We start from the raw sequence: 18,622 nt of genomic DNA on the forward strand, positions 1-18,622 counted from the left end.
CGCCCCGCGCTCAGCTGGCGGGCTTGATCGTCTTGAGGACGATGCCGGCGTCCCACGCCTTCCAGGCCGCGGGCAGGACGTACATGTTGTCCTTGGTCGGCCAGCCGGTCGCGCGCGAGGTGTTGAACTCGGTGAGCATCGAGTTCACGTAGACCGGGATGTAGGGCAGCTGGTCGGCGATGATCGACTGGATCTTCGCGTACTCCGCCTTCTGCGCGGCCTGGTCCGTCGTACCGGCGGCCGTCTTGAGCGCGGCGTCCACGGCCGGGTTCGAGAACCGGGACTGGTTGCCGGCCGATGCGGACTTGCCGACCGGGGCGGTGTTCGTCGTGGCGAGCTTGCTGTCGTAGGTGAAGTACGGGTTCGTGGACGCGCCGAGGCCGACAGAGTCGAGCGACAGCTGGAACTTGCCGTTGGTCTGGGCGGCGTTCCACTCGTTCCAGGACACCTGGCTCGGCTTGAGCTCGATGCCGACCGCGGCCAGCTGCTGCTTGAGGGTGTCGTTGATCAGGATGTAGTCGCTCCACCCGGTGACGGTCTGGACGGTCAGCGACAGCCGCTTGCCGTCCTTGGCCCGTACGCCGTCACTGCCCTTCGTCCACCCGGCCGCGTCGAGGAGCTTGCCGGCCTCGTCCGCGTTCGCGCTCTGCGGCAGTTTCGCCGTACCGGCGTCCGCGATCCAGTTGTCGTCGCGGCCCGGGAGCAGCATGGTCGGCGAGCCGACACCCGCGACGCCACCGCCGGCCAGCTTCGCGAGCTGCTCGCGGTTCATCGCCAGGTAGATCGCCTTGCGCACGGCCGGATCGGTCTGCGGCCCGGTGCACCCGAGGGCCGCGTTGGAACACGTCACGACGACGGTCGTCATCACCGGCGTGTTCACGTAGGTGAGGTTCTTGCCGGACTTCATGATGTTGTCGATGCCGGGCAGGTAGGCACTGGCCCAGTCGACCTTGCCCGCGACGAGTGCGGCGCTGGCTGCGTCCGCGGACGTCACCGGGAGGTAGCGCACCTCCTTGATGGTGGGCTTGCCCGCCTCCCAGTACTGCTCGTTCTTCGTCAGCACGAAGCTCTGCGGCGTGTACGACTTCACCTTGAACGGACCGGTGCCGACCGGGTTCTTGTTGAGGTTCGTCGTCGGATCCTTGATGTCCTTCCAGATGTGCTCGGGAACGATCGCCTGGTTGGCGAGCACGGCCGGCTCCTGCATCAAGGACTTCGTCTTGAAGGTCAGTACGGCGGTGTCGTCCGACGTCGCCTTCGCGGTCGCGGCGAGGCCGGACGGGTTCAGCGCCGGTGTCTTCGCGACCAGGTTGAACGTGAAAGCGACATCCTTCGCCGTGAACGGCTGGCCGTCGTTCCACTTCACATCGTGCCGGAGCTTGATGGTGAGCTCGGTCCCGGCGGCGTTCCACGAGAAGCCGGTGGCGAGCACTGGCGTCGGGTCGGACTGCTTCGCGAAGTTGTACCAGTAGAGCGGCTCGTAGATGACGCCCAGCGTCGGCTGCAGCGCGGTGCTGCTGAACGGGTTGAAGTTCTCGGTGGTGATGTCGCCGGCCGCGACGGTGATCGAGGCGTCCTTGTTGGCGGTCTGGTTGCCGGCCGCGGCGCCCTCACAGGCGGCGAGCAGGAGCGCCGTGGCGGTCGCAGCGGCTGCGGCGCTCACCAGGCGCCGCACCCGTGGGCGGTTCGTCGGGTTCCGGAGCATTGATCGATTCCTTTCCAACGCGGTCGTCGAACGCGTGCCCCGGCACCCGCCAGGGAAGCTGGCCGTAACTTAGTTCGCCTAATAAACAAGGCGCAAGGGTTAGACCAGTAACGGTTCGACAGCGAAGGGTGTGGAATCAGGCCGAGATCGCGCGCTCGGACCGCAGCATCATCAGTGCCGCGCCGATCGCGGCGGCGTCGTGACCGCGCTCGTCGAGCACCACTTCGGTGTCCACGGCACGCCCGAACGCAGAGCTCAGGATCCGCTCCTGGATGATCGGCAGGTAGATCGTCCCGGCGACGGCGAACGCCGGCCCGGTCAGCACCAGCAGCTGGACGTCGTACATGTTGGTGATCGTCTGCGCGCCGAGCGCGAGCCAGGACGCGGAGTCCCGCAGGATCGCCTCGGCCCGGGAGTCGCCGGTCAGCGCCAGCCGGGCGATGGCGGCGAAGGCCGCGACCCCGGTACGCCGTGGTGATCCGAGATCGAGCCCCGCCGCGCGCGCCTTGGCGACGACCGTGGCCGGACCGGCGATCGCCTCCAGACAGCCGGTGCTCCCGCACCAGCACTGCGGACCGCCGATCTGGACGCAGATGTGCCCGACCTCGCCGGCGTTGCCGTGGGCACCCTGGTAGACGTTGCCGTTCAGCCGCAGGCCGGACCCGATGCCCTCGCTCATGAACAGCGCGGCCATCACCGAGACGTCGTGGCTGGTGGTGAGCCGGGTGCCCGCGGCGGCCGCGGTCGCGTCGTTCTCGAGCAGCGCGGGCAGGCCGAGCCGTTCCTCCAGCCGCCGATGGATCGGGAAGCCGACCCAGTGCGTCATCGACGGCGGCGCGGACGTGACGCCGCGGTTGCGGATCAGCGGCCCGGGACACACGAAGCCGAGTCCGAGGACGAGCGAGGGGTCGATGCCCGAGCGCTCGATCAGCTCGGTGGTCTCGGTCGCGATCCGCTCCACGACCTGCTCCGGATCGCTGTCCTCGCCCGGCCCGGCGCGCCGCCAGCGGGCCACGACCGCGCCGGCGTAGTCGACCAGCACGTACGTCAGGCTGTCGGCGCTCAGATGGACGCCGACGACGTACCGGGCTGCTGCCCTGATCCGCAGCATCGTGCGAGGCTTGCCACCGGTGGACGAGCCGCGACCGGCCTCGTCGACCAGCCCGTCGTCGATCAGGCGCCGCACCAGCGTGGTGACCGAGGGGGCGGTGAGGCCGGTGATCTGGGTGAGTTCCACCCGGCTGACCGTGCCCGCGGAGCGGATGCTGTCCACAATGAGGGCACGGCTGTTCGTCGGCGCCGGGTCGTAACCCGGTGACCGCGAAGCGTCGCTGACCTGCTGCATCGGGACATCCGCTCTCTGCCGAGTTTGTTAGGTCTGTGAATATAGTGGCTCAGATGGCCTTGGAGGGCAGTGTATGCAGCAGGTGACGCGGGAGCGGATCGCCGGGCTGGTGCTGGCGCGTCCCGGGCGGTTGCTCGGGATGGAGCCGTTCATGGCCGACGTCGTCCAGGGGATCGAGGAGGTCTTCGACGGGCGGCGGGTGAGTCTGCTGATCGAGTTCGCGGCCGATATCGCCGACGAGATCGCGACCTGGCAGCGCTGGGTGGCGAACGACCACGTGGACGGCATCGTCATGGTCGACCTCCGGGCGAACGACGCGCGGCTCGCCGAACTCGAGCGGCTGGGGGTGCCGGCGGTGCTGCTCGGCGGGCCGGAACTGCAGGCGCCGATCACGAACGTGCTCGTCGACAACGCCGAGGGCGCCCGGGCGGCCGTTCGCGCGCTCGCGGATCTCGGGCATCGCGACATCGCCCGGGTGAGCGGTCCGCGGGACATGCTGCACTGCCAGGCGCGTGACGACGCGTTCATGGAGACGTGCGCGGAGCAGGACGTGCAGGGCCGGGTCATCGAAGGCGACTACTCCGAGGACGCGGGCCGGGAGGCGACCAGACGGCTGCTGACCGGCAGCCAGGTCCCGACGGCCGTTGTGTACGACAACGACCTGATGGCGATCGGCGGTCTCGCCGCGGCCAAGGACCTGGGCGTCCGCATCCCCGATCAGTTGTCCGTGATCGCGTGGGACGACACGGCCGTCGCCCGGTTGGCGCATCCGCCGTTGAGCGTCGTCACCGTCGACGTCCACGGCCTCGGCACGATCGTCGGCGAGGCGATCCTCACGGTCATGGAGGGCGGCGAGGTCACGACGTACCAGGTCCCGAAACCGACGATCCGACTTGCTCAGTCAACCGCGGAGCCGGGGACACGACTCCCGGCAGATGCGTGACGGCTTGGTCGTGCTCGTCGCGGGTTGTGTGATGTGCACGGTCGACAGGTGATGCTCCGGTGAGACGGCCGGATAACCCCCGAGCCTTGATCGGCCTGATCACCACCCACACATCGGACAGGAGAGCCGGATCCCCTCGTGTTCGGTGCGATCTGGGTGGCTGCGACGATGCTGGTGCGCGTGTCGGCAGGACCGCGTGAAGGTCGAGGCCAGAGGTGACCCTGACGTGAGTGCAGAGCATCGTGAGTTGGAGTTGTTTCTGCATCTGGCTCGGACGCTCAACTACGGGCGGACCAGTCTGGAGTGTCATGTCAGTGCGGCGACGCTGACTCGGACGATCCAGCGGTTGGAGACCCGGGTCGGTGCGCAGTTGCTCGATCGCGGGCCGCGGGGTGTCGTGCTGACCGCGGAGGGGCGACGCTTCACGGCGTACGCCGAGCAAGCGCTGGAGCTGTGGGCGGACTACCGATCCGGCTCCGCCGAACCGACCGGTCTCAGCGGCGAGCTCCGGATCTTCGCCACTGTCACCGCCTGTCAGACCCTGTTGCCGGACCTGCTGGCGCCGCTGCGTGAAGAACATCCGCAGATTCGTCTCGACATCCGCACCGGTGATGCGGCCGCCGCCCTTGCCCGCCTGGACGAAGGTGAGGTGGATGCCGCGGTCGCGGGCATTCCCAAGCGCCTCCCGCAAACCCTGGTGAGCCGGCCCGTCGCAGTCACCGACCTCGTCCTGGTGAAAGCCCGGGAGAGCCCGTCCGACGGGCCGTACGTCGTACCTGCTCGAGGGCTGGTTCGCGAAGCTGCGTTCCGCTGGTTCCGGAAGACTGGCGTGAAGCCGGTGATCGCGGCTGAGCCGGACGGGCACGAGGCGCTGCTCGCGCTGGTGGCGTTGGGTTGCGGAACCGGGGTGGTTCCGAGGCTGGTGCTCGAGTCGTCCGCCGTACGCGATCAGCTGACCGAACTGCCGGCCGACCTGGAACCACTCACGATCGGGCTTTGCGCGCGCCGCGCCGACCTGCACCGCCCTTTGATCGCGGCGCTCTGGGACCTGCGACCGTAGCGCCGGGGCAGAGCTTGGCGGGGACGAGTTGCGGCGGGAGCAGGTCGTCGCCTTCGAGCTGGCGGAGGAGGGCCTGCGTGCCCAGCTGGCCGAGTTCGGGACCGGGGGTGCGCATCATGGTGAGTTCGGGATCGGCCATCGCGGCGGTTTCGGGGACCGTCAGCAGGGACAGGACGGAGAAATCGCGGGGGATGTCGTGACCGGTGTGCTTGAGGCCGGCGACGACCCCCAGGGCGGCGTACTCGTTGAGGACCAGGATCGCCGTGGCCTCCGGGTACTCGGTCAGCACTCGCGCGGCGGCGGCCTTGCCGGCCTGGGTGGTGTCGGAGCAGGGGATGATCCTGATCGGCAGGTCGTACGACGCGACCACGCGGCGGTACGCCTCCTCGGTGCGGACCCACGGGCCGTAGTCGTGGAACCGCGGATCGTCCAGATCGCCGGAGATCAGCACGAGCTCGTGATGCCCGTGCTCGCGCAGGTGCCTGACCGCGTCCTCGACCGTGGTGTCGAAGTCGATGTCCACGTGCGACAACCCTTCGAGCTCCGTCGTACGCCCGATCAGCGCGAACGGCGTGCCGGCCTGTTGCAGTACGTCGATCCGTGGGTCGTCCAACTGGACTTCCATCAGTACGACGCCGTCCACCAGGCCCTGCCCCAGCAGTTCGCGTAGCTCGACGCCGTCGTTGCCGACCGGCCACAGCACCAGGTGGTAGTCGTCCTTGCGCGCCGCCTCGGCCGCACTGGTGAAGAACTCCGAGGTCGACATCCCGAACCGGTGCTCGAGCGCCGGGTAGGCCATCGCGATGATGTGGGTCCGCCGGCTGGCCAGCGCGCGGGCGACCATGTTGCGGCGGTACCCGAGGTCGAGCATCGCCTGCTCGATCCGCGCCCGGGTCGCCGCCGTCACCGGTTTGGTGTCGTTGAGCAGGAACGAGACGGTCGCGATCGAGACCCCGGCCCGCTGAGCGACGTCTTTCATCGTGACCATCGATCGACCCCCTCCGAACTCTTGACAGCGGTGTGACGTACGGAACATAGTCCTTCAACGCCTCAGTTAAGCGGTTTACCGCACAATCCACAAGCTTCTCTGCAGTCCGCACGTTCCTCGGTCAAACGCTTTGAAGGAGTCCGATGTCATGATCAGCAAGCGGATCGCCGCCGCGCTGGCGGGTGCGACGACGGTGTCGCTCCTGCTGGTCGCCTGCGGTGACAACGGCGGCCAGTCGCCCGCCTCGTCCGGCGACAGCGTCAAGAGCCTCACGATCCTGGACTACTACAACAACGACCCGGACAAGTCCCTTGTGCAGAAGGGACTCGACTCCTGCGCGTCGAAGCTCGGCATCACGATCCAGCGGGAGACGGTGCCTGGTGACACCTTGATCCAGAAGGTGCTGCAGCAGGCGTCGTCCAAGACGCTTCCCGACGTGCTCATGCTCGACAATCCCGACGTACAGCAGATCGCCGCGACCGGTGCGCTCGCGCCCCTGAACGACATGGGTCTGAACGCCGACGGCGTCATTCAGGGCATGGTCGACGCGACGTCGTACCAGGGCAAGCTCTACGGACTCGCGCCGGTGACGAACACGATCGCGCTGTTCTACAACAAGGACATGCTCGCCGAGGCCGGCGTCCAGCCGCCGAAGACCTGGGACGAGCTGAAGGCCACGGCGAAGAAGCTCACCAAGCCCGGCCGGTACGGGATCGCGTTCAACGCCAACGCGACGTACGAAGGTTCCTGGCAGTTCCTGCCGGCGATGTGGACCAACGGCGGTGACGAGACCGATCTGACCAGCCCGCAGGTGGCGGAAGCCCTGCAACTGTGGGTGGATCTGGTGAAGTCGGGGTCGGCGTCGAAGAGCGTCATCAACTGGACGCAAGGCGACGCGAAGGACCAGTTCGCGGCGGGTAAGGCCGCGATGATGGTGAACGGCCCGTGGCAGATCCCGGCGCTGGAGAAGGTCCCGAACGTCAAGTGGGACGTGGTCACGTTCCCGCTGAACAAGCCGGACCAGACGCCGGTCGCGCCGCTCGGCGGTGAGGCCTGGACGGTCCCGCTGAACAAGGACCAGGCCAAGCAGCAGAAGGCCGCGGACTTCGTGAAGTGCCTGAACTCGGACGAGAACGAGCTGGCCTGGGCGAAGGCCCGGTTCACCCTCCCGACCAAGACGGCGCTGCTGGACCAGTACGCCAAGGAGGTGCCGTCGATGAAGGCGTTCGCCGAGCAGGTGAAGACGGCCCGGGCCCGGACCGGCAAGCTGGGTGACAAGTGGCCGGACGCCGCGAAGGTGATCTACCAGGCGATCCAGCTGGCGCTGACCGGTAAGGCCTCGGCCCAGGACGCCTTCAAGCAGGCCTCCGGCGGCTGACGGCATGGTGACGCTCACACGTACGACGGTGGCCGGCCGCGCGAAGACGCGCGGCCGGCGCCACCGGGGCGAGACCCTCACCAAGGTCCTGTTCGTCCTGCCGGCCGTGGTGGCGATGGTGGCGCTGTTCGGCTACCCGGTGGTGAAGAACCTGTTGATGAGCCTGCAGGACTACGGGCTGAAGACCTTCTTCACCGGGGTCGCGCCGTGGGTCGGGCTGAAGAACTACAGCACGGTCGTGACGGACAAGCTGTTCTCGGACGCGATGGTGAACACCGCGCTGTTCACCATCGGGTCGATCGCCTTCCAGTTCGTGATCGGGCTGGGGCTGGCGCTGTTCTTCCACAAGAAGTTCCCGTTGGGCGGTCTGCTGCGTTCGCTGCTCCTGCTGCCGTGGCTGCTGCCCCTGATCGTGTCGAGCGCGACCTGGCGGTCGATCCTCGAACAGGACAGCGGCATCCTGAACCGCACGCTGCTGAAGCTGCACCTGATCGGCGATCCGGTGCCCTGGCTGAACTCGCCGTCGGTCGCGCTGATCGCGGTGATCGGCGTGAACATCTGGATCGGCATCCCGTTCAACGTGACCCTGCTGTACTCCGGTCTCGCGGAGATCCCCGACGAGCTCTACGAGGCCGGCCAGCTCGACGGCGCCACCGGCCGGCGCGCGTTCTTCCACATCACCTGGCCGAACCTGCGGTCGGTCGCGAGCGTGGTGCTGATGCTCGGCGTCGTCTACACGATCAAGGTCCTGGACATCATCCTCGGTCTGACCGGCGGTGGACCGGCGAACGCGACCCAGACGCTGGCGACCCAGTCGTACGAGAAGTCCTTCGTCGACTTCAAGTTCGGCCAGGGTGCGGCGCTGTCCAACATCCTGATCGCGATCTCGTTCGTGTTCGCGATCTTCTACCTGCGCGGCACCCGTCGTGCCGTCGACGAGTAGGGGGAAGAGCATGATGCGACGTACGGCGTACACCGTGATCGGCGTACTGATCCTGTGCGTGATGCTGTTCCCGGTCTACTGGATGCTGAACGCCTCGCTGCAGCCGTCCGGAAACACGCTCACTGCTGGATTCCTGCCGCTGCATCCGACGTTTTCCGGGTACAAACGCGCTCTCGACGAGCAGGGCGGAAACCTCGTCACAAGCCTGATCATCGCGGCCGGGACCGTCGTGCTGAGTCTGGCGATCGCGACCCCGTGCGCGTACGCGTTGTCGCAGTTCCGGTCCCGCTGGGTGTCGGTCGGGCTGCTCGCGATCCTGATCTCACAGATGATTCCGGGCATCGTGATCGCGAACGCGCTGTACACGGCGTACGAACGGATCGGCCTGCTGAACTCGATCCCGGGGCTGATCGTCGCCAACTGCAGCAACGGGATCCCGTTCGCGATCCTGATCCTGCGGTCGTTCATGCTCTCGCTGCCGCCGTCGCTGGTGGAGGCAGCGCGGGTCGACGGCGCCGGGTTGTTCCGGGCGTTCGTCGCGATCGTGCTGCCGATCAGCAAGAACTCGCTGATCACGGCCGGGTTGTTCAGTTTCCTGTTTTCCTGGAGCGATTTCCTGTTCGCGCTGACGCTGACCACGAAGGGCGGCGTCCGGCCGGTCACGCTGGGGATCTACCAGTACCTCGGCACGCAGGTGCAGAACTGGAACGCGGTGATGGCCACCGCGGTCCTCTCGGCGGTCCCGGCCATCGTGCTGCTGATCGCCGCGCAGAAGTACATCGCCGCCGGTGCCATCGGCGGAGCCGTCAAATAACCCTTTACACACAAGGAAGAACTATGACGATTCGCGTACTCGTCTGGGGCGAGAACCGGCACGAGCAGGTGGAACCGCATGTCCGGGAGATCTATCCCGACGGCATGCACGAGACCATCGCCGCCGGGATCCGCGAGAACCTCGAGGCGACTGTCACCACGACCACCCTCGACGAGCCCGAGCACGGTCTGACCGAGGAGGTGCTGGCGGAAACCGACGTACTGGTCTGGTGGGGCCACGCCGCGCACGGCGAGGTCGAGGACAAGGTCGTCGACCGCGTGTACCAGCACGTGCTGGCCGGGATGGGCCTGATCGTGCTGCACTCCGGGCACTGGTCGAAGATCTTCGGCAAGCTGATGGGTACGACGTGCACCCTGCGCTGGCGCAGCGAACGGGACCGCGAACTGGTCTGGACGGTCGCCCCGACCCATCCGATCGCGCAGGGCGTCCCGCATCCGATCGTGATCGACCAGCAGGAGATGTACGGCGAGTTTTTCGACATCCCGGTCCCGGACGAACTGGTCTTCGTGTCGTCGTTCTCCGGCGGTGAGGTGTTCCGCTCCGGCTGCACGTTCCGCCGCGGGCACGGGAAGATCTTCTACTTCTCGCCCGGTGACCAGGACTACCCGGTTTATCACCACAAGGACGTGCGTAAGGTGATTGCGAACGGCGTCGCCTGGGCCCGTTCCGACCGGCCCGAGCGCGCGGTGCCGACGCTGCTGCGCTACGAGACCGGCGACTTCTTCAACGGACATGGGTACACCGGACCCATCGAGGAGCCTGCCGATGCCTGAACCCTTGCGACTGCTGCAGGTCGGCGCCGGCGGGATGGGGCGCGCCTGGCTGCGCACCATCGCCGCCAACCCGGACGTCGTCCTCGCGGGACTCGTCGACCTCGACGTCGACGTGGCCCGGGCCGCGGCCGACGAGCACGGGTTCGGCGACGTACCGGTGGCCGCCTCGCTCGGCGAGCTGGCCGACCGGGCGGATGCGGTCATCGACGTGACAGTTCCGCTCGCGCATCCGAAGGTCAGCGTGGACGCCTTGCTGCGTGGGCTTCCGGTGCTCTGCGAGAAACCGCTGGCCGAGACGGTGCGCGAGTGTCTGCAGATGGTCGCGGCGTCGGAGGTGAGCGGCAAGCTGCTGATGGTCTCGCAGTCCCGCCGGTACTTCCGGGCCGTCGCGGCGTTCCAGCGTCAGCTCGCCGAGCTCGGCCCGATCGGGACGCTGTCGTGCGAGTTCTACAAGGCTCCGCACTTCGGCGGGTTCCGGGAGCGGATGGCCGAGCCGCTCCTGGTCGACATGGCGATCCACCAGTTCGACCTGTCCCGCAAGCTGATCGGGTCGGAGCCGGTGTCGGTGTACTGCGAGTCGTACAACCCGTCCTGGAGCTGGTTCGACGGCAACGCGGCCGCGTCCGCGATCTTCAGGTACGCCGACGGCACCCGCTTCTCCTTCACCGGCAGCTGGTGCGCGGCGGGACTGGAGACATCGTGGAACGGCCGCTGGCGCGCGAGCACCCCCGGCGGTACGGCGACCTGGGACGGGGACAACGGACCGGTCGCCGAACTGGCGTCCGGCGAGGCACTGCCCGCGGTGATGGCCGACGAACCACAGGAGATCGCCGGTTCGTTGGTCGAGTTCGTCGACGCGGTCCGCAGCTCGACGATCCCGCAGTCCGAGGTGCACTCCAACGTCGTCAGCATCGCCATGGTCGAGGCCGCCGTACTCTCGGCCAACACCGGCGTACCCGTCCGTATCGCTGACGTCATCGCCGCCGCCTACACCGAAGCCCTGGCAACCACCCAGGACGCAGCGCTGCACGCGGCGCTCACGGCGTGGCCCAATCCGCTGAAGGCCGTCGGCCTGGAACCCTGATCTTTCAGTTCCTGCAACGGGGCGGTGCGGACATTGCGCTTGCTGCAATGTGCGCGCCGCCCTTTGACTGGTGGGCATGAAGAGTTCGGTGTTTCGGGTTGAGCAGATGCAGGTGCCGGGCGGGTCCGAGGACATCGTGCGGGGCGGGCGGGACCTGTTCGGTCTGCTGCCTGCGGCGTTGCACGATGTGGAGCGGATCGGCGTCCTCGGCTGGGGACCGCAAGGACGCGCGCAGGCGCTGAATCTGCGGGACTCGCTGGAAGGGACCGGTCTGGTCGTGTCGGTCGGTCTGCGGCCGGGGTCGGCATCGGCGGAGGACGCACGGAGGCATGGGTTCAGCGAGGACGACGGGACGCTGGGGGACTGGCTCGAGGTGGCCGCGGCCTCGGACCTGGTGATCCTGCTGATCGCGGACGCGGCGCTGGCGGCGCATCACGAGGAGATCTTCGCGGTCCTGAAGCCCGGGGCGACCATTGGCCTGTCCCACGGTTTCCTGCTGGGTCATCTGACCTCGATCGGCAGCGCCTTCCCTGACGGGCATCCGGTCGTCGCGGTGTGCCCGAAGGGAATGGGGGACTCGGTACGGCGCCTGTACCAGCAGGGCGCCACTGTCAACGGGGCCGGGATCAACGCGAGTATCGCCGTACATGCGGATCCGGACGGGCACGCGTGGGACCGGGCGCTCGCGTGGTCGATCGGGCTCGGGTCGCCGTACACGTTCGCGACCACGTTGCGGTCCGAGTACCTGTCGGACATCGTCGGTGAGCGGGCGATCCTGCTCGGAGCGGTGCACGGTCTGGTGGAGGCGCTGTACCGGTACTTCCGGATCGAGGGCGCGGACCCGGTGACGGCGTACGAGCGGTCCACCGAGGCGATCACCGGGCCGATCGCGCGGACCATCTCGACCGAAGGTCTCGCGGCCGTGCGGGCGGCAAGCGGGGACGAGGAGCTGTTCGACCGGGCGTACTCCGCGGCGTACGGACCGGCCCGTGACCTGGTCGCCGAGGTGTACGACGAGGTTGCCGACGGCACCGAACTGCGCAGCGTGATCCTCGCCGAACGCCGACTCGCCACCCGTCCGATGACCGAGATCGGCGGCAGTCCGATGTGGTCGCACAGCGCCGAGGCCCACGCCCGCCGCGGTACTGCGCCGGCCCGCATCGATCCACTGACCGCCGGGTTGTTCGTGGCGACGATGACGGCGCAGGTGGACGAGTTCGCGGCCCGCGGTCACGCGTGGTCCGAGATCGTCAACGAGTCGGTCATCGAGGCCGTCGACTCGCTCCTCCCGTACATGCACGCCCGCGACGTCGCCTACATGGTCGACAACTGCTCCCGCACCGCCCGCCTCGGCACCCGCCGCTGGGGGCCCCGTTTCCAGGCGGCGTACGAACAGCTCACCCTCCCGAACCTCGACCACCCCGCCGATCCTGAGCTCATGAAGGGTTTCCTGGAGAATCCCGCCCACGAAGCGCTCGCCGCGGCGGCCGAGCTCCGCCCATCCGTGGACATCTCCGTTTAGCCTAGGCGCCATGACGCCCTCTACGACGCGGTTGCGGCTGGTTCCGATGCGGCCTCGGGATCCGCAGGAGCCTGGACGGACCGCGTCGTCGCTGGAGTTGTTCTTCGATCTGGTGTTCGTGGTCGCGGTGAGTGTTGCCGCGGCGCAGCTCCATCACGCGCTGTCCGAGAAGCACATCGCCGAGGGCCTGCTGTCCTACGGGATGGTGTTCTTCGCGATCTGGTGGGCGTGGATGAACTTCACCTGGTTCGCCACGTCCTTCGCGACCGACGACTGGCTGTACCGGGTCCTCACGATCGTGCAGATGAGCGGTGTCCTGGTGCTCGCCGCCGGGATCGAGCCGGTCTTCACCGACCGCGACTTCACCGTGGTGGTGTTCGGCTACATCGTGATGCGGGTCGCGATGATCGCCCAGTGGCTGCGGGCCTCCCACACGGCAGGGGAGAGCCGGCAGGCGACCCTCCGGTACGCCGCCGGGATCGCGATCGTGCAGGTGCTGTGGCTGACCACGCTGGTGATGTCCGAGAAGATCGTCGTCGTCGCCTGGTTCGTGTTCGTGCTGGCCGAGCTGTCCGTACCGGTGGTGGCGGAGCGACGCTGGACGACACCCTGGCACCCGCACCACATCACCGAGCGGTACGGCCTGTTCACGCTCATCCTGCTCGGCGAGAGCCTGCTCGCCTCGGCGAACGCGATCTTCGACGCCGTCCATGAGCACGAGCACCTCGGCGAGCTGATCGCGCTGTCGGTGCTCATGCTGGTGGTCACCGCCGCGCTCTGGTGGATCTACTTCTGGCCGCCGCACCACACCGCGATCACGTCGTTCGCCCGCTCGATCCGCTATGGGTACGTGCACTACTTCGTGTTCGCCGCGGCCGGCGCGTTCTCGGCGGGGATCGAGGTGGAGATCGACAGCATCACCCACCACACCGAGCTGAGTGAGCTCGCCGCGTCCTACACGGTGACGATCCCGATCGCGATCTTCGTCCTCGGCATCTGGTGGATCGCCCTGCGCGACAACGCGGACCGCGTGGTCAACATCGTCGTACCCGTGGGCGCCGTACTCGTGCTGCTGGACCCGCTGATCCCGGTCCCGTTCGCGCTGACCGCAGTCTTCATGGCCCTGATCGTCGTCACCCTGGTCCTGCGACCACCGGTGGAGCGGTCAGCCTAGTTCGGCGAGGGCGGTCGCTACTCGGCCGTGAGCTGCCTCCAGGGCGGCTCGGGCGGCGGGGATGGGAGTGCCGGTCAGGAGGTGGACGAGGGCGGGTTTCAGTTCGCCGTCGGCTTCGGCCAGGGCGGCTTCGCAGGCGGCGTCGTCGGCGCCGGTGGCCTCGGCGAGGATGCGGAGCATCCGGCCGCGGAGCTTCTTGTTGGTGGCGACCAGGTCGACCATCAGGTTGGACCAGGTGCGGCCGAGCTTGATCATCAGCGTCGTCGAGAACGCGTTCAGGATCATCTTCTGCGCGGTGCCGGCCTTCAGCCGGGTCGAGCCGGCGATCACCTCGGGGCCGGTGTCCGCGGCGATCACGACATCGGCCAGCGGCGCCAGCGGGGCGTCCGGGTTGGACGTGACCAGCACGGTGGTCGCCCCGGCCGCGCGGGCGGCCTTCAGGGCACCGGCGACGTACGGCGTGCTCCCGGAAGCAGCGAGGCCGACGACGAGGTCCTGACCGGTGACGGCGGCCGCGTCCCGGGCGCCGCCCTCCTCGGAGTCCTCGACGTTCTCGACCGCGCGGAGCAACGCCTCCGTGCCGCCGGCGTGGTGGGCGACCACCAGCCCGTCCGGGACGTGGAACGTGGGCAGCAGTTCGGCGGCGTCCAGGGTCGCCAGGCGTCCCGACGTACCGGCGCCGAAGTAGTGCACCCGGCCACCGCCACGGACCGCCTCGACGGCGGCGTCCACGGCCTTGGTCAGCTCCGGGATCACCGCGCTGACGGCCCCGGCGACCAGGGCGTCCTCGTTGTTCAGCAACTGGAGGATCTCGGACGTGCCCACCGCATCGATGGCCAGCGTTCTCGGGTTGCGCTGCTCGGTCGGTGAGGTCACGAGATTATGTTAGTTTTCTACTGAAGGTTTTTCAATTCCGTTCATCGTTGACGGAACTGATCGACCTCAGTCGGATCCCTTGAGCCGGTGCCCGCGGACCGCGCTGGCGGTCTCCTCGAGGGCCTTCCGCGCGTCCGGCAGCACCTGCTGCGCGACTCCGATGAACAGGCAGTCGATCACCGTCAGTTGCGCGATCCGGCTGGCCATCGCGCCCGATCGGTACGTCGTCTCGCGCGCGGCCGTGGTGAGGACGAGGTCCGCCGTACGGGCCAGCGGCGAGCGTGGGAAGTTCGTCACCGCGACCGTGGTGGCGCCGTGCTTGGCCGCCTCCTCGAGCGCTTCGACGACCTCGACCGTGGTGCCGGTGTGCGAGATGCCGATCGCGACGTCGCCCTCGCCGAGCAGCGCGGCACTCGTCAGCGCGATGTGCACGTCCGACCAGGCGAACGCCACCCGGCGGATCCGGTGCAGTTTCTGCTGCAGGTCAAGGGCTACGAACGCGCTCGCGGCGAAACCGTAGAGGTCGACCCGGGAAGCGTTCACCACCGCGTCGACGACCTTGGCCAGCGCGTCCACGTCGACCTGCTGCGCGGTCTCGCGGACCGCGCGCTCGTCGGCGAACGCGACCTTGCTGACCACGTCGGCCAGCGAGTCGCCCGGCTCGATGTCCCCGCCGACCTCCGGCCGGATGCTCTCCTGCGCCGACTGGGCCGCCAGTTGCAGGCGGAGCTGCGGATAGCCGGGGACGCCGATCTGCTTGCAGAACCGGATGACCGTGGTCTCCGAGGTGGACGCCACCTCGGCCAGTTCGGAGATCGTCATCGCCGCCACTCCGCCCGGGTCCGCGAGGACCGCGTTCGCAACCCGCTGCTCGGCCGGCGCCAGCGCGGGCATCACCGCGCGGACCCGGACCAGCAGCGGCCCCGTGGGTTCTGGAGAGGTTGTTGAATTCATGGCAGCCACGGTACGGCGACTATGCACGAGATGGGGTCATCGACGCGAAAGTCTCCAACCTGTTGCGGTAAATGATTCCGGCGATCGTTCACCGTCGAGAAGTTGACCAGCCCCGCTCGTGATCTTCACACCGTCGACGTACACCCCGCGGCCCTGGTACAGCGGGTCGGAGGTGTACCGCCAGCGAACGGTCTGCTCGCCGGCTTGGAGCTCGGCGGTGACCTGGTGCCAGTGCCGGTCACCGGAGCCGCTGATCGAGCCGTCGGTGTCGATCACCGAGCCCCGGTCGCGCACCGAGAACGGAACCTTCGTCCAGGTCGTTCCGTCCGTGGAGGTCTCCAGGTACAGCAGATCGGAGACCTCGGTGTCGACGAACAGGTCGAACGCGAGCTTCGCGCCTTCGGCCGGTACGGCGACCTTCGCGTCGAGCGTGCTGGTCGCGTTGTCCGTCGTACCGGAGAACCAGGCGTCCTTGCCATGCCGCGGGCCGACGCCGAGGGCGAGTGCGAGGCCCTGGGCAACCGCACGGCGGGCCGGGTTGTTGCTGCCCCAGTTGCGGCTCGGGTGCACGCGGTTGCTGAGCAGGATCGCGAACGAGCGGGAGTCGAAGTCGATCACCAGTGACGTACCGGTGTAGCCGGTGTGGCCGGCCGTGCGGGGTCCGGACAGGCCGCCCATGTACCAGCGCTGGTTCAGCTCGAAGCCGAGGCCGTGGTCGTTGCCGGGGAAGCCCTGGTTGAAGTTCGTGATCATCGCGGTCACCGAGGATTCCTTGAGGATCCGGGCGCCGCGGTAGCTCCCGCCGTTCAGGAACGTCTGCGCCAGCACGGCCATGTCGTCGGCCGTGCTGAACACGCCCGCGTGGCCGGCGACACCGCCGAGGGACCAGGCGTTCTCGTCGTGCACCTCGCCCCAGACCATGCCGCGCGGCGGCGAGGCCTGGTACTCCGTGGCGGCGATCCGCTGCTTCTTCTTCGGGTCGGGGTTGTAGCCGGTGTCGCGCATCTGCAGCGGTTTGGTGATCCCGTCGGCGACCAGCTTGTCCAGCGTTTTCCCGGTCACCCGGTGCGCCAGCTCACCGAGCGCGATCAGGTTCAGGTCGCTGTAGAGGTACGTCGAACCCGGCGGGTTCTGCAGTTTCGCGGTCAGCGCCATGTGCAGTCTGGACGCGGGATCCGGCTGGGCGCTCCACAGCGGGAGCCAGGACGGAAATCCACTCGTGTGCGTGAGTGCTTGCCGCACGGTCACGGTTTCCTTGCCGTTTTCCGCGAACTCCGGGATGTAGGTCGCGATCGGCGCGTCCAGGTCGACCTTGCCCTTCTCGACCAGCTGCAGCACGACGATCGACGTGAACAGCTTGGACACCGAGGCCATGTCGAAGATCGTGTCGGTGCGCATCGGGATCTGCTGGTCCGGCGGCAGCTCGGTACCCTGCCCGTCGGCGTACTTCAGCGCCAGGCCGGTCGCCGTCCGGGTGACGATCTTCCCGTTGTGGCCGAGCAGCGTGACGGCGCCGGCGTACAGCGGTTTCGTCGCTCCGCTCGGCTGGGTCCAGGCCGCGACCTGGGCCAGCGCAGCGTCGATCGGCGCGGGGTCCAGGCCGGCTTTCGCGGGGGTCGCGTCGCGCAGCAGCGTGGTCTTCGGCGCATAGCCGTCGTACGGCTGGTCGAACCGGCCGGAGTTGTTGCCGCTAGCAACAGCAGGGGAAGCCATCGTGAGTATCACCGCAGACGTCGTCGTGACCGCAGCCCACCGCTTCATCGGTGCGCTCCCTTGTAGAGAAGGTACTTCGCCCGCCGGGCCGTCCAGGCGTCGGTCTCGGACCTCCAGGCGGCGACGATCTCCTCCGCGGTCGCGTCGGCCAGCAGCATGGTGCGGAACCGATCGGACCCGGTGAGCAGGTCGATCCACCGGCCGGGTGGGGTCTCCGCCCGCCAGGTGAATGCGGGGTAGAGCTTACGGGCCTCGACGATCATGTGCGTCGCCACGGTGATCGCCTCGACCTGGTGCGGGTCGAGGATCTGCACCTGGAGGCCGGCACACAGGACGTTGGCGTTCTTGCTGATCGTCGGCGTGAAGTACGCCTCGCGGAACGCCACGCCCGGAATGTTCCGGGCCTGCAGCGCCTCCGCCCAGCGGTGGTCGACGTACGGCGCGCCGATCAGCTCGAACGGCCGCGTCGTACCGCGGCCCTCGGACATGTTGGTCGCCTCGAACAGGCACAGGCCCGGGTACAGCAGCGCGGTGTCCGGGGTGGGCATGTTCGGGCTCGGCATCACCCAGGTGAGGCCGGTGTCGTCGTACAGCTGGTCGCGCTTCCAGTTCTTGGTCTCGATGACGGTCAGTTCTTTCAGCCGGCCGCCGTTCGGTTCCAGCGGCAGGTACTCGGCGTCGAACATCCGGGCCAGCTCGCCGACCGTCATGCCGTGCTGCTGGAGGATCTCCTTCTTGCCGACGCCCGAGGTGTAGCCGGGTTTCAGCATCGGGCCGCGCGCGTACCCGCCGACCGGGTTCGGGCGGTCGAGGACCACGAAGCGGGCGCCGGTGCGGACCGCGGCGAGCATCGCCTCGAACATCGTCCAGATGTAGGTGTAGAACCGGGCGCCGACGTCCTGGATGTCGAACACAACGGTTTCCACACCGGACTGGGTGTAGAGCTTCACCAGTTTGTCGGCGTTCGCGCCGTACGCGTCGTACACCATGATCCCGGTGCGCGGGTCGACGTGGTCGCCCTCCGAACCGCCGGCCTGCGCGCTGCCGCGGAAACCGTGTTCTGGACCGAACACCGCGACGATGTTCACCTTCCCGGATGCGTGCATGGTGTCCACGATGTGCGTGAAGTCCGGCAGGATCCCGGTCGGGTTGCTGATCACGCCGACCTTCTGGCCGGCCAGGGCGCCCCAGCCGTCGTTCGCGAGTACCTCGGCGCCGGTCATCACCTTTCGGCTGGTCACGGCCTGCCCAGCGTGTGCCTGGGGTATGTCGATCAGCGGGGCGGCGGCGACTGCACCGGCGCCGGCAAGCAAACTGCGTCGCTTCATG

16 protein-coding genes are annotated in these 18,622 nt (G+C 68.1%); 9 read left to right on the forward strand and 7 right to left on the reverse strand.

Annotation, left to right across the window (positions count from 1 at the left end; all coding sequences use genetic code 11):
- Nucleotides 1–10: 10 nt before the first annotated feature.
- Both EV647_RS29570 and EV647_RS29575 read right to left on the reverse strand, forming a co-directional pair.
- Nucleotides 11–1,705 (reverse strand): ABC transporter substrate-binding protein, encoded by a 1,695-nt coding sequence (locus tag EV647_RS29570; protein ID WP_134008644.1) that lies wholly within the window; start codon nt 1,703–1,705, stop codon nt 11–13.
- A 136-nt stretch (nt 1,706–1,841) separates the two neighbouring features.
- Nucleotides 1,842–3,050, reverse strand: coding sequence for an ROK family transcriptional regulator (locus EV647_RS29575; protein WP_134008647.1), 1,209 nt, complete (start codon nt 3,048–3,050; stop codon nt 1,842–1,844).
- Between the two features lie 73 nt (nt 3,051–3,123).
- Here EV647_RS29575 and EV647_RS29580 point away from each other — a divergent pair, with 73 nt between their 5' ends.
- Complete coding sequence (locus tag EV647_RS29580) at nt 3,124–3,993, forward strand: LacI family DNA-binding transcriptional regulator (RefSeq protein WP_134008650.1); 870 nt, start codon at nt 3,124–3,126, stop codon at nt 3,991–3,993.
- Between the two features lie 226 nt (nt 3,994–4,219).
- Entirely contained in the window at nt 4,220–5,053 is an 834-nt protein-coding gene (gene ilvY / locus EV647_RS29585; RefSeq protein WP_134008653.1) for an HTH-type transcriptional activator IlvY, read from the forward strand.
- Here the strand turns inward: ilvY and EV647_RS29590 are convergent.
- Nucleotides 4,977–6,041: a LacI family DNA-binding transcriptional regulator gene (locus EV647_RS29590; protein WP_134008656.1), complete on the reverse strand. Its 1,065-nt coding sequence runs from the start codon at nt 6,039–6,041 to the stop codon at nt 4,977–4,979. The two genes, ilvY and EV647_RS29590, sit on opposite strands and share 77 nt — an antisense overlap.
- A 148-nt stretch (nt 6,042–6,189) precedes the next feature.
- Between EV647_RS29590 and EV647_RS29595 the strand changes: the two genes are divergently transcribed.
- From EV647_RS29595 to EV647_RS29625, 7 genes are all read left to right on the forward strand, one after another.
- Complete coding sequence (locus EV647_RS29595) at nt 6,190–7,419, forward strand: ABC transporter substrate-binding protein (RefSeq protein ID WP_134008658.1); 1,230 nt, start codon at nt 6,190–6,192, stop codon at nt 7,417–7,419.
- 4 nt (nt 7,420–7,423) lie between these two features.
- The gene (locus EV647_RS29600) at nt 7,424–8,362 is read left to right on the forward strand and encodes a carbohydrate ABC transporter permease (protein WP_134008661.1); all 939 of its coding nucleotides are present in this window, start codon (nt 7,424–7,426) and stop codon (nt 8,360–8,362) included.
- A gap of 10 nt (nt 8,363–8,372) precedes the next feature.
- Complete coding sequence (locus EV647_RS29605) at nt 8,373–9,176, forward strand: carbohydrate ABC transporter permease (RefSeq protein WP_134008664.1); 804 nt, start codon at nt 8,373–8,375, stop codon at nt 9,174–9,176.
- A gap of 23 nt (nt 9,177–9,199) precedes the next feature.
- Nucleotides 9,200–9,970: a ThuA domain-containing protein gene (locus EV647_RS29610; RefSeq protein WP_134008668.1), complete on the forward strand. Its 771-nt coding sequence runs from the start codon at nt 9,200–9,202 to the stop codon at nt 9,968–9,970.
- A complete protein-coding gene (locus EV647_RS29615) occupies nt 9,963–11,054 on the forward strand; it encodes a Gfo/Idh/MocA family protein (RefSeq protein WP_134008671.1) in 1,092 nt (363 codons plus the stop codon). The genes EV647_RS29610 and EV647_RS29615 overlap by 8 nt, the downstream gene beginning before the upstream one ends.
- A gap of 76 nt (nt 11,055–11,130) precedes the next feature.
- Nucleotides 11,131–12,576 carry a ketol-acid reductoisomerase gene (locus EV647_RS29620; protein ID WP_134008674.1) on the forward strand — a complete coding sequence of 482 codons (1,446 nt, stop codon included), beginning with the start codon at nt 11,131–11,133 and terminating at the stop codon, nt 12,574–12,576.
- A 10-nt stretch (nt 12,577–12,586) separates the two neighbouring features.
- Nucleotides 12,587–13,750 carry a low temperature requirement protein A gene (locus tag EV647_RS29625; RefSeq protein WP_202871191.1) on the forward strand — a complete coding sequence of 388 codons (1,164 nt, stop codon included), beginning with the start codon at nt 12,587–12,589 and terminating at the stop codon, nt 13,748–13,750.
- Here EV647_RS29625 and murQ read toward each other — a convergent pair.
- From murQ to EV647_RS29645, 4 genes are all read right to left on the reverse strand, one after another.
- The gene (murQ, locus tag EV647_RS29630) at nt 13,742–14,626 is read right to left on the reverse strand and encodes an N-acetylmuramic acid 6-phosphate etherase (RefSeq protein ID WP_134008677.1); all 885 of its coding nucleotides are present in this window, start codon (nt 14,624–14,626) and stop codon (nt 13,742–13,744) included. The genes EV647_RS29625 and murQ overlap by 9 nt on opposite strands.
- Nucleotides 14,627–14,692: 66 nt before the next feature.
- Complete coding sequence (locus EV647_RS29635) at nt 14,693–15,580, reverse strand: MurR/RpiR family transcriptional regulator (RefSeq protein ID WP_131335130.1); 888 nt, start codon at nt 15,578–15,580, stop codon at nt 14,693–14,695.
- Nucleotides 15,581–15,616: 36 nt separating this feature from the next.
- On the reverse strand, nt 15,617–17,341 hold the full coding sequence (locus tag EV647_RS29640) for a serine hydrolase domain-containing protein (RefSeq protein WP_134008680.1): 1,725 nt from the start codon (nt 17,339–17,341) through the stop codon (nt 15,617–15,619).
- Nucleotides 17,338–18,621: an exo-beta-N-acetylmuramidase NamZ domain-containing protein gene (locus EV647_RS29645; RefSeq protein ID WP_134008683.1), complete on the reverse strand. Its 1,284-nt coding sequence runs from the start codon at nt 18,619–18,621 to the stop codon at nt 17,338–17,340. Before EV647_RS29645 ends, EV647_RS29640 begins: the two co-directional genes overlap by 4 nt.
- Between the last annotated feature and the right edge of the window lies 1 nt (nt 18,622).

The sequence above is a fragment of the Kribbella sp. VKM Ac-2566 genome, assembly GCF_004366005.1.
Taxonomy (GTDB): domain Bacteria; phylum Actinomycetota; class Actinomycetes; order Propionibacteriales; family Kribbellaceae; genus Kribbella; species Kribbella pratensis.

Excerpts from the sequence above, each read along its gene's own strand:
- EV647_RS29570 (WP_134008644.1), bottom strand. The coding sequence starts at position 1,705 with ATGCTCCGGAACCCGACGAACCGCCCACGGGTGCGGCGCCTGGTGAGC.
- EV647_RS29575 (WP_134008647.1), bottom strand. The coding sequence starts at position 3,050 with ATGCAGCAGGTCAGCGACGCTTCGCGGTCACCGGGTTACGACCCGGCG.
- EV647_RS29580 (WP_134008650.1), top strand. The coding sequence starts at position 3,124 with ATGCAGCAGGTGACGCGGGAGCGGATCGCCGGGCTGGTGCTGGCGCGT.
- EV647_RS29590 (WP_134008656.1), bottom strand. The coding sequence starts at position 6,041 with ATGGTCACGATGAAAGACGTCGCTCAGCGGGCCGGGGTCTCGATCGCG.
- EV647_RS29595 (WP_134008658.1), top strand. The coding sequence starts at position 6,190 with ATGATCAGCAAGCGGATCGCCGCCGCGCTGGCGGGTGCGACGACGGTG.
- EV647_RS29600 (WP_134008661.1), top strand. The coding sequence starts at position 7,424 with ATGGTGACGCTCACACGTACGACGGTGGCCGGCCGCGCGAAGACGCGC.
- EV647_RS29605 (WP_134008664.1), top strand. The coding sequence starts at position 8,373 with ATGATGCGACGTACGGCGTACACCGTGATCGGCGTACTGATCCTGTGC.
- EV647_RS29610 (WP_134008668.1), top strand. The coding sequence starts at position 9,200 with ATGACGATTCGCGTACTCGTCTGGGGCGAGAACCGGCACGAGCAGGTG.
- EV647_RS29615 (WP_134008671.1), top strand. The coding sequence starts at position 9,963 with ATGCCTGAACCCTTGCGACTGCTGCAGGTCGGCGCCGGCGGGATGGGG.
- EV647_RS29620 (WP_134008674.1), top strand. The coding sequence starts at position 11,131 with ATGAAGAGTTCGGTGTTTCGGGTTGAGCAGATGCAGGTGCCGGGCGGG.
- EV647_RS29625 (WP_202871191.1), top strand. The coding sequence starts at position 12,587 with ATGACGCCCTCTACGACGCGGTTGCGGCTGGTTCCGATGCGGCCTCGG.
- EV647_RS29635 (WP_131335130.1), bottom strand. The coding sequence starts at position 15,580 with ATGAATTCAACAACCTCTCCAGAACCCACGGGGCCGCTGCTGGTCCGG.
- EV647_RS29640 (WP_134008680.1), bottom strand. The coding sequence starts at position 17,341 with ATGAAGCGGTGGGCTGCGGTCACGACGACGTCTGCGGTGATACTCACG.
- EV647_RS29645 (WP_134008683.1), bottom strand. The coding sequence starts at position 18,621 with ATGAAGCGACGCAGTTTGCTTGCCGGCGCCGGTGCAGTCGCCGCCGCC.